This window comes from Streptococcus sp. 1449 (genome assembly GCF_013276805.1).
GTDB lineage: Bacteria > Bacillota > Bacilli > Lactobacillales > Streptococcaceae > Streptococcus > Streptococcus pseudopneumoniae.
On the sequence record NZ_VMLS01000033.1, the window covers coordinates 1 to 14,540 of the forward strand.

The 14,540-nt window shown below is 38.8% G+C and carries 12 protein-coding genes, 3 pseudogenes and 1 riboswitch; of the genes and pseudogenes, 3 read left to right on the plus strand and 12 right to left on the minus strand.

Going from position 1 to position 14,540, the window contains the following annotated elements; all coding sequences use genetic code 11:
- The 12 genes and pseudogenes from HT687_RS06945 to HT687_RS07000 form a co-directional block, all read right to left on the minus strand.
- A pseudogene (locus tag HT687_RS06945) lies at positions 1 to 404 on the minus strand (transposase family protein); the annotation flags it as partial.
- 140 nt (positions 405 to 544) lie between these two features.
- Entirely contained in the window at positions 545 to 1,741 is a 1,197-nt protein-coding gene (locus HT687_RS06950) for an MFS transporter (protein WP_100127924.1), read from the minus strand.
- Positions 1,742 to 2,297: 556 nt separating this feature from the next.
- A pseudogene (locus tag HT687_RS06955) lies at positions 2,298 to 2,426 on the minus strand (phosphatase PAP2 family protein); the annotation flags it as partial.
- Between the two features lie 26 nt (positions 2,427 to 2,452).
- Positions 2,453 to 3,673, minus strand: a complete 1,221-nt coding sequence (locus HT687_RS06960) for an MFS transporter (protein ID WP_001091363.1) — start codon at positions 3,671 to 3,673, stop codon at positions 2,453 to 2,455.
- Between the two features lie 199 nt (positions 3,674 to 3,872).
- Positions 3,873 to 4,745 carry a helix-turn-helix transcriptional regulator gene (locus tag HT687_RS06965; RefSeq protein ID WP_000525619.1) on the minus strand — a complete coding sequence of 291 codons (873 nt, stop codon included), beginning with the start codon at positions 4,743 to 4,745 and terminating at the stop codon, positions 3,873 to 3,875.
- 111 nt (positions 4,746 to 4,856) lie between these two features.
- Complete coding sequence (locus HT687_RS06970) at positions 4,857 to 5,507, minus strand: phosphatase PAP2 family protein (RefSeq protein WP_000653436.1); 651 nt, start codon at positions 5,505 to 5,507, stop codon at positions 4,857 to 4,859.
- Positions 5,497 to 6,060 (minus strand): ECF transporter S component, encoded by a 564-nt coding sequence (locus HT687_RS06975; RefSeq protein ID WP_000185825.1) that lies wholly within the window; start codon positions 6,058 to 6,060, stop codon positions 5,497 to 5,499. Before HT687_RS06975 ends, HT687_RS06970 begins: the two co-directional genes overlap by 11 nt.
- Positions 6,061 to 6,223: 163 nt before the next feature.
- Positions 6,224 to 6,442, minus strand: a riboswitch (FMN riboswitch).
- 53 nt (positions 6,443 to 6,495) lie between these two features.
- Positions 6,496 to 6,999 carry a tRNA (cytidine(34)-2'-O)-methyltransferase gene (locus HT687_RS06980; RefSeq protein ID WP_000181376.1) on the minus strand — a complete coding sequence of 168 codons (504 nt, stop codon included), beginning with the start codon at positions 6,997 to 6,999 and terminating at the stop codon, positions 6,496 to 6,498.
- Positions 7,000 to 7,191: 192 nt separating this feature from the next.
- The gene (locus HT687_RS06985) at positions 7,192 to 8,022 is read right to left on the minus strand and encodes an energy-coupling factor transporter transmembrane component T (protein ID WP_001148088.1); all 831 of its coding nucleotides are present in this window, start codon (positions 8,020 to 8,022) and stop codon (positions 7,192 to 7,194) included.
- Complete coding sequence (locus HT687_RS06990; protein ID WP_000656513.1) at positions 8,007 to 9,689, minus strand: ABC transporter ATP-binding protein; 1,683 nt, start codon at positions 9,687 to 9,689, stop codon at positions 8,007 to 8,009. Before HT687_RS06990 ends, HT687_RS06985 begins: the two co-directional genes overlap by 16 nt.
- A gap of 397 nt (positions 9,690 to 10,086) precedes the next feature.
- Complete coding sequence (locus tag HT687_RS06995; protein ID WP_000795930.1) at positions 10,087 to 10,632, minus strand: ECF-type riboflavin transporter substrate-binding protein; 546 nt, start codon at positions 10,630 to 10,632, stop codon at positions 10,087 to 10,089.
- Positions 10,633 to 10,647: 15 nt separating this feature from the next.
- Positions 10,648 to 11,496 (minus strand): S-adenosyl-l-methionine hydroxide adenosyltransferase family protein, encoded by an 849-nt coding sequence (locus HT687_RS07000; protein ID WP_023937107.1) that lies wholly within the window; start codon positions 11,494 to 11,496, stop codon positions 10,648 to 10,650.
- A gap of 186 nt (positions 11,497 to 11,682) precedes the next feature.
- On the opposite strand from HT687_RS07000, the gene trkA reads away from it, so the two are divergent.
- The 3 genes and pseudogenes from trkA to HT687_RS07010 all read left to right on the plus strand — a co-directional run.
- A complete protein-coding gene (trkA, locus tag HT687_RS07005; RefSeq protein ID WP_023937108.1) occupies positions 11,683 to 13,032 on the plus strand; it encodes a Trk system potassium transporter TrkA in 1,350 nt (449 codons plus the stop codon).
- Between the two features lie 3 nt (positions 13,033 to 13,035).
- Positions 13,036 to 13,269, plus strand: a complete 234-nt coding sequence (locus tag HT687_RS12360; RefSeq protein WP_007285018.1) for a hypothetical protein — start codon at positions 13,036 to 13,038, stop codon at positions 13,267 to 13,269.
- Positions 13,270 to 14,223: pseudogene (locus HT687_RS07010) on the plus strand (potassium transporter TrkG); the annotation flags it as partial.
- Positions 14,224 to 14,540: the final 317 nt, after the last annotated feature.

The following is a 14,540-nucleotide window of genomic DNA, read 5'->3' on the forward strand; positions in this document are numbered from 1 at the left end:
TTCATAGCGTGGCATTTCTTTTTACCAGAATCATTCGCTAATTGTTTTTTAAGGCGATTGATTTTTACTTCCGTCGCATCAATCATTACCGTATCCTCAGAACTGAGAGGAGTTCTTGAAATCGTAAAACCACTTTGAACAAGAGTTACTTCAACCCATTGATTCCGATGGGTTAAGTTGCTTTCGTGGATACCAAAATCAGCCGCAATTTGTTCATAAGTGCGGTATTCTCGCACATATTGAAGAGTGGCCATCAGAAGGTCTTCTAGGCTTAATTTAGGTTTTTATCCATCTTTTGCGTGTTTAATTTTTAATACGGCTAACATCTCTTCAAAAGTCGTGCGCTGAACAGCAACAAGGAGCTTAAATCGTGTATCAGTTAGTTGTTTACTTGCTTCATAATTTTATTGTATCATATTTTTGTTTCACAGGAAGTCTAATCTAATGGAATAGGAGGCAGTAAGATGGAAACTATCATAGCTTGTACTCATAAACTACTCAAAACGATATATGAAGTCTTATATCTCCATAAAAATACATAATTTCACAGTGTTTTTTTTAATGCTGACGATATTACAGGAATAAATGAAATTGCAAAATAAATGATAACTGAAATAAAGTATACTGGCAAAATTCCAATTAAGTCTGCTAGATAACTAAATGAAACTAGCGCTACAGCATACATTAGTTGCATTAAAACACTTCTGGCAGCAAAAGCTCTTGCCAATATACTAGGATCAACTTTTTCTTGAATAATTGATTCTTGAATTATATTTCTAATTTGTGCAGGGGGGCCGACTAGAAAAGAAATAATAATTGTTATGATAGGGCTTCTATTAACAGTGTAAAATAGTGTGAGTAGTGTAACAAGAAGTGATGATATAAACAAAAATTTTCCTGGAAAATGTTGAAGTTTATGAGAGTATTTTGTTATTACCCCTCCTCCAACTATAATCCCTAAGAAGTATGCTGAACCCTGGTATCCCCACCAAGTTTCACTTGTTAAAAGGATAGTGGTTGTAAATGCTAGGAGGTATGAAGATGTCCAAATCACATTTGCAAAATTTTCAATAATATCCATAATAGTTATATCCCTGATGACAGGATTATCCCTTATAGGTATGAGACCTTCAAAAATTTGATATACATATGAACTTTTGGAAGAGTTTGGTTTATGTTGATTCTTTTCAACGTGAATATAAAAACTTAGAACTGAGGAGAGCAAGAAACACAAAGATATACAATATAATGAATATTGCAAACCTAGTAACGTAGACAATGGAATTGCAAGTGCCCAGCCTGCTGTTTGAACGGATTGACGAATGCTTAGGGTGAGACCGTTTGCTTTTACTATCGCATCATTATCAACTATACTAGGAACAATAGCTAGACGTGCAGGAGTATAAAAACTATTGGTGATGCTTATTAAAAAGACTGTGGAATAGGTTATTATAATACTATCATTAAATGAACTGATAATGGTATAAGACAGAGTAACTAGCCCACCAATCAGATTAGTAAACGACAATACATTTTTATGTGAAATTTTGTCTAAAAAAATAGGTCCAATCAAACCTCCTATAACTGCTGAAATAGTTCCTATTATCAAAACAAATGTTGATTCACTGATAGAATTACTTTGTGAATAAACCTTTGAGATGATTGTTACACTGAAAAAAATATTTGCAATCAAGTTAAAAATTTGATTGCAAAGTAAGTATTTAAAATTATTATTGCTTATCTTAACTCATTCCTTTTGCAAATAAATATTGATTAGTATAGCAAAAAAATATATTTTACGCAATTACTATGCTCTCGTGTTGATATACCATACATATGAAAGCTTCTACCTTTCCTTTTGTATATCTATCTAATTTTAGCCATATTGCTTGAGAATTCCATAACCTTTCTTGCAAAATCATAGTTTTAGGTGGTGACTAAAATAGATAGAAATATAATATTGCTTACGGTAGGAATTATAGTATCTCTTGGGAACAGTGATCTCTCTAAACATGTAAAGTCTGATTTTATTAATTAAGGAGGTACATTTATCGTATGGTTTTATAATCACTCTATGAGGGACAGGGGAATCACTTGCTGATTCCTCCTAATTTCTAGCTGGACGGTATTGATCGGACTCTTTATAAGCTCTAAGGTTGCATGGGAAGAGCTCCTCCAACTTAAATCAGCGTAATGGGATAATACAGAATGGTCCATTTTTCTAATAAGTATAGTTGAGTCGGATGAAGATATGCTATATTGACTTTCATTTCTTTCTCCTCAAGGGAATTCGATACTCACTTCTGTTTGCCTTTAAATCGCCATTGGAAGCGGAGCTTGTCATAAAAGGGAAACTCGATAAACAAGACTCCCAAACCCAGACAGAGACTGGCAAGAACGTCTGATGGGTAATGAACTCCCACCCAAAAAGAGACAGTAGTTCATACTACTATTACTCTATTTTCATTGCTTTCACAATTGCTAAGGCAGTCAATACAAAAATAAAAAGTGGAAGCACTGTGATTTTTAGGTTTGTAGCACTCGCTAAGGCAACGATGAGCATGCTAAGAATTCCTGGTACAACAACATTGAATACTCCAAGCACTGACTGGATGGTTCCCATGACTTCTTCTGGAACCATCGAGAATACAAGGTTGAAAATCCGAGGCCCCATCATTCCTACTGCAACTGCGCATAAGAAGACAACTACCAATAAAAGGAGGAAATGATTGATCAACCAAGAAAAGAGAATACAGAGATGCATAATTTCTTCAAAGTAGACAATCATTTTTATGGGAATATTTTTTAGGATACCTCCACTCAAAAAACTTCCCACAATCGTTCCTGAAAAAATAACCACTGACAATGCTGCAATGGATTTCCCAGTGTCAAAGAAGATAAATGGATGATGAATCAACATCAAAGTCGTTAAAGGGGTAATAATGCTTAAAATCACTTGGTTCATAGCTGCAATGAATATTAATTTGATGATGGTTGGAAAACTTGACAATATCTTCATAGAATAGAGGAAATGCTCTCCAAAAGATTTTGCGGTTAATCTTTTACTAACCTCCATCTGTCCCTCAATATCTCTCAAAGAAGTACGAATAAACACCACACCCAACAGTGCAAAAAGAAAGGTCAAAGCATTCAAACCCACAAACATCTGAAGACTGATGACCCCAATCAAAACTCCACCTGTAAGGTTGCTAAGAATATTAACTACACCAGCAGTTGCCTGTCTAAACCCCATAGCATCTGTCATATCATCTCCTATAATCCTCACATACAAAGGAGAAATCATAGCACCTGCAAAATAACTCATGGTATCTGATAAAAGATTGATGCCACAAATAAGAAAAACCATCCCCATAGAAAAGTTCTTATCCGTTACAAACAGTGTCAATAGAGTATAAAGCAGAAACTTACTTGCCAATATAGCAATATATTTTGCAACACGATTTTTTTGAAAATCGGCAATAACGCCTGTGAACAACTGAGAAATCTGCGGCAAAGTCTCCGAAACTGTTATACAAAGAACAGCTAATGAAGCAAATTTATATCCCGATACATAAGAAATAAATGAAATATAAAACAGCGTATCACCAAATGACGAAACCCATTGATTAATTAGCAACATCCGGTAATTTTTATTGGTCAGAAAAGTATTCATTGGATTGCCTCCTTCTTCAGCTCAAAAGGAAATTGAAATCCTAACAACGCCCAATATATCCCCAAAGCTCCAATACCAAAATCAAAAACTATTGATGATATTCTAATACATCAATTTTGGTTTGTCAATAATTTTTATGGTGTTTTTTTATTTTTTTTGAAATATGAATTTAAGTTATCTAAAAATACAAATCTTTTTCTTAATCTTCACTTTCCAATAATTTCATTTCCTTCTCAATTTCTAGCATCATTCTCTGGTTCTCTTCGTGCTTGTAAAGCTGATAAGATACTTGATAAAAACCTAGTATCCTATCCCTTTCAGCAAAGCTCTCGCTTATATTTCCCAATAAACAATACAAATCTGCTAATCGATAACTACTATTATATCTTTTACAAATAGCTATCGTTTCTGTAATTTCTGCTATAGCTTCAGATGTTCGTTCATTCAACCACAAATATCTACAATAGTTATATCGGAATTTAATCATCAATTCTAACTGTTCCAAATGATGAACAGATAGTGACTGGAGGTTCTCTTTTAAAAGTTGATAGAGTTCCTGATATGTGTCTTCCTGCCCCATATCAAAATAAAAATTAGCCAAGGTATTTCCCAGTTGTAGATAGTAAAAATCAGATTTTTTCAGAGATAACAGTATTTTTTCCAGTTTCGCAACTGCCCCTGTTTGATGATTTAAATAACAGAATTGAACTAATGTATCAATCCAGTCCAAATAAATCTGGTCTTTAGCAGATAGACGAGTACGTTTAGATTTTTCCAGTTCATAGATGTAATGGAGAGATTCATATTCCCTCTCATCCAAAAATTTCTTAGATAATTCTTTAAACTTATCAATATTTTCTAAACTAGAAACCTCAGTATCTTCAAAGAAATAATCCATGCTCACCTTCAATCGCTTAGATAGTTGAAAGAGTAATTCTGACCCAGGTGAATATTTACCTTGCTCCATACGGCTAATCTGCCCTTGCTCACAAATCCCCTCAGCTAATTCTTTTTGAGATAATTTTAATTCCTTTCTTTTATTTTTTAATCGTGTCGCTAATAGCATACCCACACTTTCTTCCTCCTTGCTTTATTTATTAAAATATATCAAACACCAAAACATGTTTCAAGTATATATTTCATATGGTTCTATTTGTATTTGTACAATTTTTTATCTTTTCCATCACTTCTGCTTGCCTTTAAATCGCCATTGGAAGCGGATCTTGTCATAGAAGGGAAATTCGATAAACAGGACTCCCAAACCCAGACAGAGACTGGCAAGAACGTCTGATGGATAATGAACTCCCAGATATACCCTTGATACCAGCACACTAACTAGGTAGAGGCCAAGGACGATTTGTACAATTTTTCTCCAGACTGGATTTTTAATTCGTTGACTGAGAATGACAATCAGAGTACCTACCATCAAAGTTACAGCCAGAGAATGCCCACTTGGGAAGGAAAATCCCTTCTCCTCCACAAGATGTAAGATAGCTGGTCGTGGGCGCTGGTAGATATTTTTAAAGGTCACGATTAAAAGACCCGCTAAAGCCAAATTCCCCAGCATGAAGAAACTTTCTATCTTCCATCGCTTACGATAAAAGACAAAAGCTGTAATAACAACCCAAGTGATAATCACTGGGATATCAATCAAGCGTGTGATGGCTTTGAAAAGAATAGTCAAGTAATCTGGCAAATCTCCTCGAACTACCGTTTGAATCAATTGGTCAAAACCGACCAGCGTTTCAGGGTAAAATTTGACCATGTAGCCAAGAATAACGAAAAGTAAAAGGGCAAAACTGCCCTTCATTAAAAATGTTTGTTTATCTTTCATAGTGTTTTAAGGTTGGTTTCAAAAGGACGTACAACAACCAGAATGAAACGGAAAAGATTACACCCTCAATCAAGTTAAAAGGTAATACCATGGTCATTAGGTAGTTGGAAAGTCCCAAAATTTTTCCAATATCAAAGTTAGCAAACTTAGCGTACAAAGGAACAGCATAAACATAGTTGAGAACCAACATGGCAAAGGTTAAACCAATAGTTCCAGCTAGAGAGCCTAGTAGGAAACGAAGGGTTGTCCGTTCCTTTTTCCAAATCAAAGCAAATACGATGACAAAAACTCCCAAAGCTACGATATTCATCGGCAAACCAATGTAAGTATTCACTCCTTGGCTGTTAAGAAGCAATTTCAAGAGTGAGCGAAGCAAGAGCACTCCTAGAGCAGCAGGCAAATCCATGACCACCAGACCCACAAGGACTGGCAAGATACTAAATTCGATCTTGAGGAAGGATGCCGCTGGCAAGAGCGGAAAGTCAAAGTACATCAGCACAAATGAGATGGCTGATAAGATCGCAATGGTCGAAAGTCGACGTGTGTTTGTCATAACAGGTTCCTCCAATTTTCTATAAAATCAGAAGAAGTTAGAAAGGATTCCTCTATCTATTCTCACTTTTTATATCCCAAAAGTTCCCTCTCACTCTATTAAGGAAATTCAAGCAAGCGGTTACAGTTTAGCTATAAATCTATCAGAACAGACAAAGCTATTCTTTCGTCTTCTCCCATCCAGACTATACTGTCGGTTGTGGAATCTCACCACATCAGCTTGCGCTCGCGGACTTATTTGGCTAAGATATTTTAGATTTATCTAGGCGTCGCAGTCGAAGATAATACTTAAAGTATATCGAGACAAGACAACGACGAGAAAGCTAAAATAGCTAGTCAAATTTACCGCCGGTCGGGAATCACACCCTGCCCTGAAGACTCTTTTATCATAACAAAAAACGCTTGCAAGCGCAAGCATTTTGTTCATTTTCATTTTTTATTTCAATTTATCTGCTTCATAGGTATGAACGAGCTCAAGACCTGCAAAGTGCTGCTGGCGGAGGGCTTCGTAGACAATCATGCAGACGGTATTAGACACATTGAGACTGCGGACATGTTCATCATTCATGGGAATACGGAGAGCCTTCTCAGGATGTTCTCGCATAAAGTCCTCAGGCAAGCCCTTGTCTTCACGTCCAAAGAGAAAATAATGGTCCTCGTCAGTCGATAAATCCACATCAGAATACACTTTCTCAGCAAATTTTGAGATCAGATAGAGTTTGCCCTTCATATGAGACATGAAATCCTCCAAACTCTCGTAAAAATAAATCTCTAGTTTATCCCAATAATCCAATCCAGCTCGCTTCATCTTGCGGTCGTCAATAGGAAAGCCCATTGGCTTGATGATGTGGAGGGGAGAATTGGTCGCAGCACAAGTACGCGCGATATTGCCTGTATTTTGTGGAATTTGTGGTTCAAATAATACAATGTGATTTGTCATGACTTGCTTCCTTTCACCATTGCAAAAAAATAGCCACACTGCCCGGAGTCAAGCTCAGCAAACAGCGTGGTTAAGGCATCGTTAACTTACCTCACAACAGGTTTGAAGTAAATCAGCGAAACTACTTTCTTAGTATAACACTTTCAGAATCATTGTCAATAGAAACGACTTGATTTTTTCAATTTTTTCAAGCTATTTCCAAGGATTGTAAAATCGTCCTTGATTCTGCAAGATAAGTAGTAAACTAGCTACTAAAAACAAGGCTGCCAAGAACAAGGTAAGATAGTCTCCTTTTTTCAAGGCCTGATAACTATACCAAGTGCGTTTTTTCTCTTTCCCAAAGCGCCGAAGCTCCATGGCGGTCGCGATGGTATCAATGCGTTCTAGCGAGCTAAAAATCAAGGGAGTAATAATGCGCAAATTGCCTTTGATTCGTTGCATAAGAGAAGCTTTCTTGGATAATTCCATCCCACGCGCCTCCTGAGACATTTTGATAGTAAAGAATTCTTCCTGCAAATCTGGAATATAGCGCAAGGTCAGACTGACTGAATAGGCAATCTTGTAAGGCACACCAATTTGATTTAAACTAGAAGCAAACTGACTAGGATGGGTTGTCATCAAAAAGATAATAGCCAGAGGAATGGTACAAAGGTACTTAATGGCCAGATTTAGCAGATAAAAGAGCTCCTGGCTGGTCAGAGTGTAGGCACCGATTCCCTGCCAAATCACACTTCTCTCTCCGTAAAGTCCAACCCCATACTCAGGAGAAAAGAGATAGACCATCAAAACGTTTAAAACGGCAAATACCGTCGCAAAAACGGCCACAAAGGAAACATCTTTAAAACGGATTTCTGACAAATAGAGGAGAAAGACCGAAAAGATGGCAATCAGAACAAGCAGTCTGGTATCATAGCTAATCATGGCCGCCAATGACACGAGGATGAAAAAGAGAAGTTTACCAGCTCCTGACAAGCGATGAATCACAGTATCTCTATGCTGGTAACCAATTAATTTAGCTTGCATCCTTCTCTCCTTTCTTTGTAAAATGCCGTTAAAGCAAGTGGATCCACGTCTAGTTTTTTAGCCAAGTTGAAGATTGAAGTTTCTTTTAGATTGGCTTTTACTAACAGCTCAGGATTGCTCAACAGACTAGCTGGATCAGTATCAGCAATCAGTTCTCCATCAACCATGACAAGGGCCCTGTCTGAATAATCCAGCATCAATTGCATATCATGCGTAATCATGACGATGGTATGACCTTTTTGATGCAACTCTTCGAGAAATTCCATAATCTCAGTATAGTTCTTCTGGTCTTGACCTGCTGTCGGTTCATCTAAGAGGATAATTTCAGCTCCTAAAACCAAAATCGAGGCAATAGTGACACGTTTTTTCTGACCAAATGACAGGGCAGAAATAGGCCAATTACGGAATTCATAGAGACCACAGATTTTCAAAGTTTCATAGACTCTCGTTTCAATTTCCTTCTCATCCACACCTCGCAAACGAAGTCCCAGAGCCACCTCATCAAAAATCATGTTAGTTGAAATCATTTGATTAGGATTTTGCAGCACATAGCCTACTCGTTCCGCCCGCTCTGCAACAGAATCTCCTTTTATATCCTGCCCTTCCCAAAGATAGCGACCTTCCGTCTGAATAAAGCTACTTAAGGCCTTGGCTAGAGTTGACTTCCCTGCTCCATTTTTCCCGACAATGGCAATCTTTTCACCCTTTTTAATATCCAAATGTAGGGATTTTAAAATCGGTCTATCATCATAAGAAAAAGAAACCTCCTCTAGTCTAAAAAGTGACTGCAAATCTGGCATCTCTTTTGCCAGTTCATTCTGCAACTGAACCTGACCTTTTGAGATAGACAAGTTATCCAGATCTGCTAACTGTTCTTCCTTGGCTAAATCCACACCCAATTGACGGAGAGTGGTGAGATAAAGGGGTTCGCGAATTCCATTTTGGGTCAACAAATCAGTCGCCAATAACTGATCAGGACTTCCATTAAAGAGGATACGGCCATCGTTTATCAAGACAATCCGATCCACAGGTCGATGCAGAACATCTTCCAAACGGTGCTCGATAATAAGGGTCGTCGTCCCCTCCTCCTTATGAATCTGATCAATCAATTCAATAATATCCTGACCTGACTTGGGATCCAGATTGGCGAGTGGCTCATCAAACAAGAGAATCGGACTTTCATCAATCAAGACACCGGCTAGACTAACTCGCTGCTTTTGTCCACCAGACAAGTCTTGAGGACGCTGAGCTAGTAAAGGGAGAAGGTCCAGCTTTTCAGCCCATTTATGAACACGACTTTTCATCTCTTCTAGACTTGTTACATCATTTTCTAGAGCAAAAGCCAAGTCCTCTGCCACAGATAAGCCGATAAACTGCCCATCTGTATCCTGCAAAACTGTGCTAACCAGATGAGACTTATCATAGATGCTCATATCAAAGGCTGTTTGACCCTTTATCAAAAATTCTCCATATGTCTGACCCTTGTAAATATTGGGAATAATCCCATTCAAACACTGACCCAAGGTAGATTTACCTGATCCAGATGGTCCAACAATTAAGACTTTCTCTCCCTTGTAAATGGTCAAGTCTATCCCTTGCAAGGTCGGTTCTTGTTGTGTTTCATACTGGAAAGAGAAATCCTTCCACTCAATTATAGCTTCTTTCATCTTACTCTCTTCATTCGCTTCTTCTACTCAATGAAAATCAAAGAGCAAACCAGGAAGCTAGCCGTAGGTTGCTCAAAACACTGTTTTGAGGTTGCAGATAGAGCTGACGCAGTTTAAATTAGATTTTCGCAGAGTATTAGACTTCTATTTTATCATAAATTTACCCCTTCTTGCAGTCTCTTCTCTTAAAATCTTAGCGCCAAAAAGATTCCTATCCTAGCTTACTCGCCTAACTAATCTATAAACATCGAAAAAGACTGGTTGCCCAGCCTTCCCCATCATTTTATACTCAATGAAAATCAAAGAGCAAACCAGAAAGCTAGCCACAAGTTGCTCAAAACACTGTTTTGAGGTTGCAGATAGAGCTGACGTGGTTTGAAGAGATTTTCGAAGAGTATTAGTCCTTTTTCAAACTTCCTGCACGAGTTTGAGTTCCTGCATAGGCAAGCAAGAGAAGAGTTCCTGCAATAGCTACAGATACACCATTAGCAATTCCCGCAACAATTCCTTGGGCAAATACTTTTTCTGCAGCTTCTTGATAAATCACAACATCTCCAAGTGGTGCCAAGACACCCCAAACAAGGGCATTTGCAAGTAGTTGAATGAGGTTAAAAATAAGAATATCTTTCCAGTCAAAGACACCATTGATCACGCGAACGTACTTTCTAAATAGCCCCACAGCTAGACCAAAGAGCCCACTAGCGATAATCCAAGTCCACCACAGACCGTAACCAGCAAGAGAGTCCTTGATTGCATGACCAATCAACCCGACAAGCAAACCGATAATCGGTCCAAAAATAATAGAAAGTAGCGCTTGTACCGCATACTGAAGCTGGATGCTTGTATTTGGAACAGGGGTCGGAATGTTGATCATCCCGATGACGACAAAGAGGGCAGCGCCAATTCCTACAGCAACAACTTGTTTAATTGATTGATTTTTCATCTATATTCTCCTATTTTATGATTCTATTTTCTTTATTTCAATGGTCCAAGATGAACCGACACCTACATTATAGGCCTTGGCAAAGGAACCTTGGTTGATAGCCAGACCTAAACGATAGAGAGAGTTGATGTAAAGGATGGGTTGCCCAATTCTCACATCTGCAAATGATTTGCCATAAACAACCTGATTTTGATAGACCAGCATATCAGCGTGATAGATGGTCACTTCAAAACGGTCACCAAATTCTGGTTCCAGTTTGTAAAATTCTTCTCGCGTAATAGAGGTCCAAAGCGAACCAAAACGCACATCCAGAATATCAATGGCTCCCTTCACCAGATGATCTTCAATAATGGTCTCTACGACTGGAAGTTCCACAATCTGATCCACACTGAGCTCTGGCCCCACTTCCTCAAAAGAAATGTGACCACTGGCCAGTTTAGCACCAGTATAGGCATAGACATCACGACCGTGGAAGGTATAAGAATGCTCTGTGTTTTGACGCCTATTAGCTACCTCAGAAATTTCACGAACGGCTACAATACCAACGTGTTTCTTGATAAAAGAAAGAGTCCCATTATCTGGCGTGACAATGTATTGATTGTTTGCAGTCTTGGCAACCACACTCTTACGTTTCGAGCCGACACCTGGATCGACAACCGATACAAAAGTCGTTCCCTCAGGCCAGTAATCCACCGTCTGAAAGAGACGGTAACTACCCTCAAAAATATTATAAGGCGTGATATCGTGCGTCAAGTGATGAATTTTTAAGGTTGGAGACTCTTCTAAAGCCACTCCAATCATAGCCGATACCGCACCATCAACCAGACCAAAGTCTGATTGTAGTACCAGTAAATTATTATTCATTTTGTCTCCTTGCATACCCTTTATCATACCATATTTCAGAGAAAGGTGCTAATAGCTATTTCAATTGGTTAGGATATAGTTTTACCTTATAGCAAATGTCCTACTAAAAGCTCTTCTTATTAGCTAGTAGGTGCATTTTTTTGAAAAAGGATATGATAGTTACATCATGAAAAAGTAGGTTTTATTATGAAAATTATCCTTGTCGGAGGGGGAAAAGTTAGTTCTGCCCTCTGTCGCTCCTTGGTTGCAGAAAAGCATGATGTTTTGCTGATTGAGCAAGACGAAGCTGTCCTCAATCATATTGTCAATCGCTTTGATATCATGGGTATCCTTGGTAACGGGGCCGATTTTACCATCCTTGAGCAAGCCAGTGTCCAGGATTGTGATATCTTTATCGCCCTTACTGAATACGATGAAGTGAACATGATTGCAGCCGTTCTAGCCAAAAAAATGGGAGCTAAAGAGACCATCGTTCGGGTGCGGAACCCTGAATATTCTAACTCCTATTTCAAAGAAAAGAATATTCTCGGTTTTTCTCTTATCGTTAACCCTGAGCTCTTGGCTGCCCGCGCTATCGCCAACATCATTGACTTCCCCAACGCTCTATCTGTCGAACGTTTCTTTGGTGGACGGGTCAGCTTGATGGAATTCACTGTTAAATCCTCCAGTGGTCTTTGCCAAATGCCCATTTCTGATTTTCGGAAAAAATTTGGCAATGTCATTGTCTGTGCGATAGAGAGGGATCATCAAATTATCATCCCAAGTGGTGACATGACCATACAGGATAAAGATAGAATCTTTGTCACTGGTAACCGTGTTGATATGATGCTCTTCCATAATTATTTCAAGTCTCGTGCCGTGAAGAGTCTTCTTATTGTTGGAGCTGGTAGAATTGCCTATTATCTACTAGGTATCCTCAAAGATAGTCGTATTGATACTAAGATTATTGAAATCAATCCTGAAATCGCTAGCTTCTTTAGCGAGAAATTCCCAAACCTCTACATCGTTCAAGGAGATGGTACCGCACAAGATATCCTGCTGGAAGAAAGTGCTCAACACTATGATGCCGTTGCGACTCTAACAGGAGTCGATGAGGAAAATCTGATTACATCTATGTTCCTTGACAGGGTAGGTGTACAGAAAAATATTACTAAGGTCAATCGTACCAGTCTCCTCGAGATTATCAATGCGCCTGATTTTTCAAGTATCATCACACCTAAAAGCATCGCTGTAGATACGATTATGCACTTTATTCGTGGTCGAGTTAATGCCCAGTATTCAGACCTTCAAGCCATGCACCATCTAGCCAATGGCCAAATCGAAACCCTGCAATTCCATATCAAGGAAGCCAATAAAATGACTGCCAAACCTCTTTCTCAACTGAAATTGAAAAAAGGGGTTCTTATTGCAGCTATCATTCGAAAGGGCAAAACGATTTTCCCAACTGGGGAGGATATGTTGGAAGTTGGAGACAAGCTCCTAGTAACAACCTTGTTGCCGAATATCACTAAGATTTATGACTTGATCGCGAGGTAAGAAATGAATAAAAGTATGATTCGCTACCTCCTTTCAAAGTTACTTTTGATTGAAGCGGTTCTCCTTTTGGTTCCTGTAGCTGTCGCTCTCTATTACCGTGAATCGAGCCAAGTCTTTACAGCCCTCTTTACAACGATTGGAATTCTGGTATTACTAGGTGGCTCAGGAATTTTACAAAAGCCAAAAAATCAACGGATTTATGCCAAGGAGGGAATCTTGATTGTGGCCCTCTGTTGAATCCTTTGGTCCTTCTTTGGTGGTCTCCCCTTTGTCTTTTCTGGGCAAATCCCTAGCGTTATTGATGCCTTTTTTGAAATTAGTTCTGGCTTTACAACTACTGGAGCAACTATTTTGAACGACGTTTCGGTTCTCAGCCGTTCCCTCCTCTTCTGGCGAAGTTTTACCCACTTGATTGGAGGGATGGGAGTGCTTGTTTTTGCACTTGCTATTATGGACAATGCCAAAAATAGCCACCTAGAGGTGATGAAGGCTGAGGTTCCAGGTCCTGTTTTTGGCAAGGTTGTATCCAAACTAAAAAACACTGCCCAGATTCTCTATCTCCTTTATCTAGCTCTCTTCTCCCTCTTTGTCATCATCTATTATCTAGCTGGCATGCCTCTCTACGATAGTTTTGTCATTGCTACGGGGACAGCGGGAACTGGAGGCTTTACCGTCTATAACGACGGAATTGCCCACTATGGCAGCTCACTGATTACCTATCTGGTCAGTATCGGAGTTCTGGTTTTTGGGGTAAATTTCAACCTCTACTACTACCTCATGCTCCGTCGCATCAAGGCCTTCTTTGGTGACGAAGAACTTCGGGCTTACTTGGTCATTGTACTGGTTTCTACAGGCTTGATTAGCCTCAACACCCTCTACCTCTACCCAGGGTTTTCAAAGAGCTTTGAAATGGCCTTCTTCCAGGTTTCCAACATCATTACAACAACTGGTTTTGGATATGGAGATATTACCAACTGGCCCCTCTTCTCCCAGTTTATCCTCCTTTTCCTCATGGCAATCGGTGGCTCTGCTGGATCAACTGCAGGTGGACTCAAGATTATTCGAGGCCTCATCCTTTCAAAAATTGCCAAAAATCAAATTTTGTCCATTCTATCTCCCCACCGTGTTTTGACTCTCCATGTGAATCAAACGGTGATTGATAAGGATACCCAGCATAAAATTCTCAAGTATGGTAGATTGAAACTAGAATAGTACATCTGGACTTCTAAAACATTGTTAGAAATCGATTTGACTGTCCCGATTGATTTGTCCTATTCTTATTTCATTTTATTATATCTTTAAATCCCGATCAGACATTTCAGTACCTGACTTATCCTCAATGAAAATCTCTTCAAACTGCGTCAGATCTATCTGCCCGACTTTATCACTTAATTCTCCGCCGACCTTACTTAATCCCTTGGTACATCTGGATTTTCCGACTATTTTTCAACTTTTTTGTTTGTTGTATATAATTATGTATGTTATAATGGAGTATGGCATTTATTAAA

Bases quoted from the DNA above. Each gene is read 5' to 3' on its own strand.
- HT687_RS06960 (WP_001091363.1), bottom strand. From the start codon at position 3,673: ATGAATACTTTTCTGACCAATAAAAATTACCGGATGTTGCTAATTAAT.
- HT687_RS06970 (WP_000653436.1), bottom strand. From the start codon at position 5,507: ATGAAAGATAAACAAACATTTTTAATGAAGGGCAGTTTTGCCCTTTTA.
- HT687_RS06975 (WP_000185825.1), bottom strand. From the start codon at position 6,060: ATGACAAACACACGTCGACTTTCGACCATTGCGATCTTATCAGCCATC.
- HT687_RS06980 (WP_000181376.1), bottom strand. From the start codon at position 6,999: ATGACAAATCACATTGTATTATTTGAACCACAAATTCCACAAAATACA.
- HT687_RS06985 (WP_001148088.1), bottom strand. From the start codon at position 8,022: ATGCAAGCTAAATTAATTGGTTACCAGCATAGAGATACTGTGATTCAT.
- HT687_RS06990 (WP_000656513.1), bottom strand. From the start codon at position 9,689: ATGAAAGAAGCTATAATTGAGTGGAAGGATTTCTCTTTCCAGTATGAA.
- HT687_RS06995 (WP_000795930.1), bottom strand. From the start codon at position 10,632: ATGAAAAATCAATCAATTAAACAAGTTGTTGCTGTAGGAATTGGCGCT.
- HT687_RS07000 (WP_023937107.1), bottom strand. From the start codon at position 11,496: ATGAATAATAATTTACTGGTACTACAATCAGACTTTGGTCTGGTTGAT.
- trkA (WP_023937108.1), top strand. From the start codon at position 11,683: ATGAAAATTATCCTTGTCGGAGGGGGAAAAGTTAGTTCTGCCCTCTGT.
- HT687_RS12360 (WP_007285018.1), top strand. From the start codon at position 13,036: ATGAATAAAAGTATGATTCGCTACCTCCTTTCAAAGTTACTTTTGATT.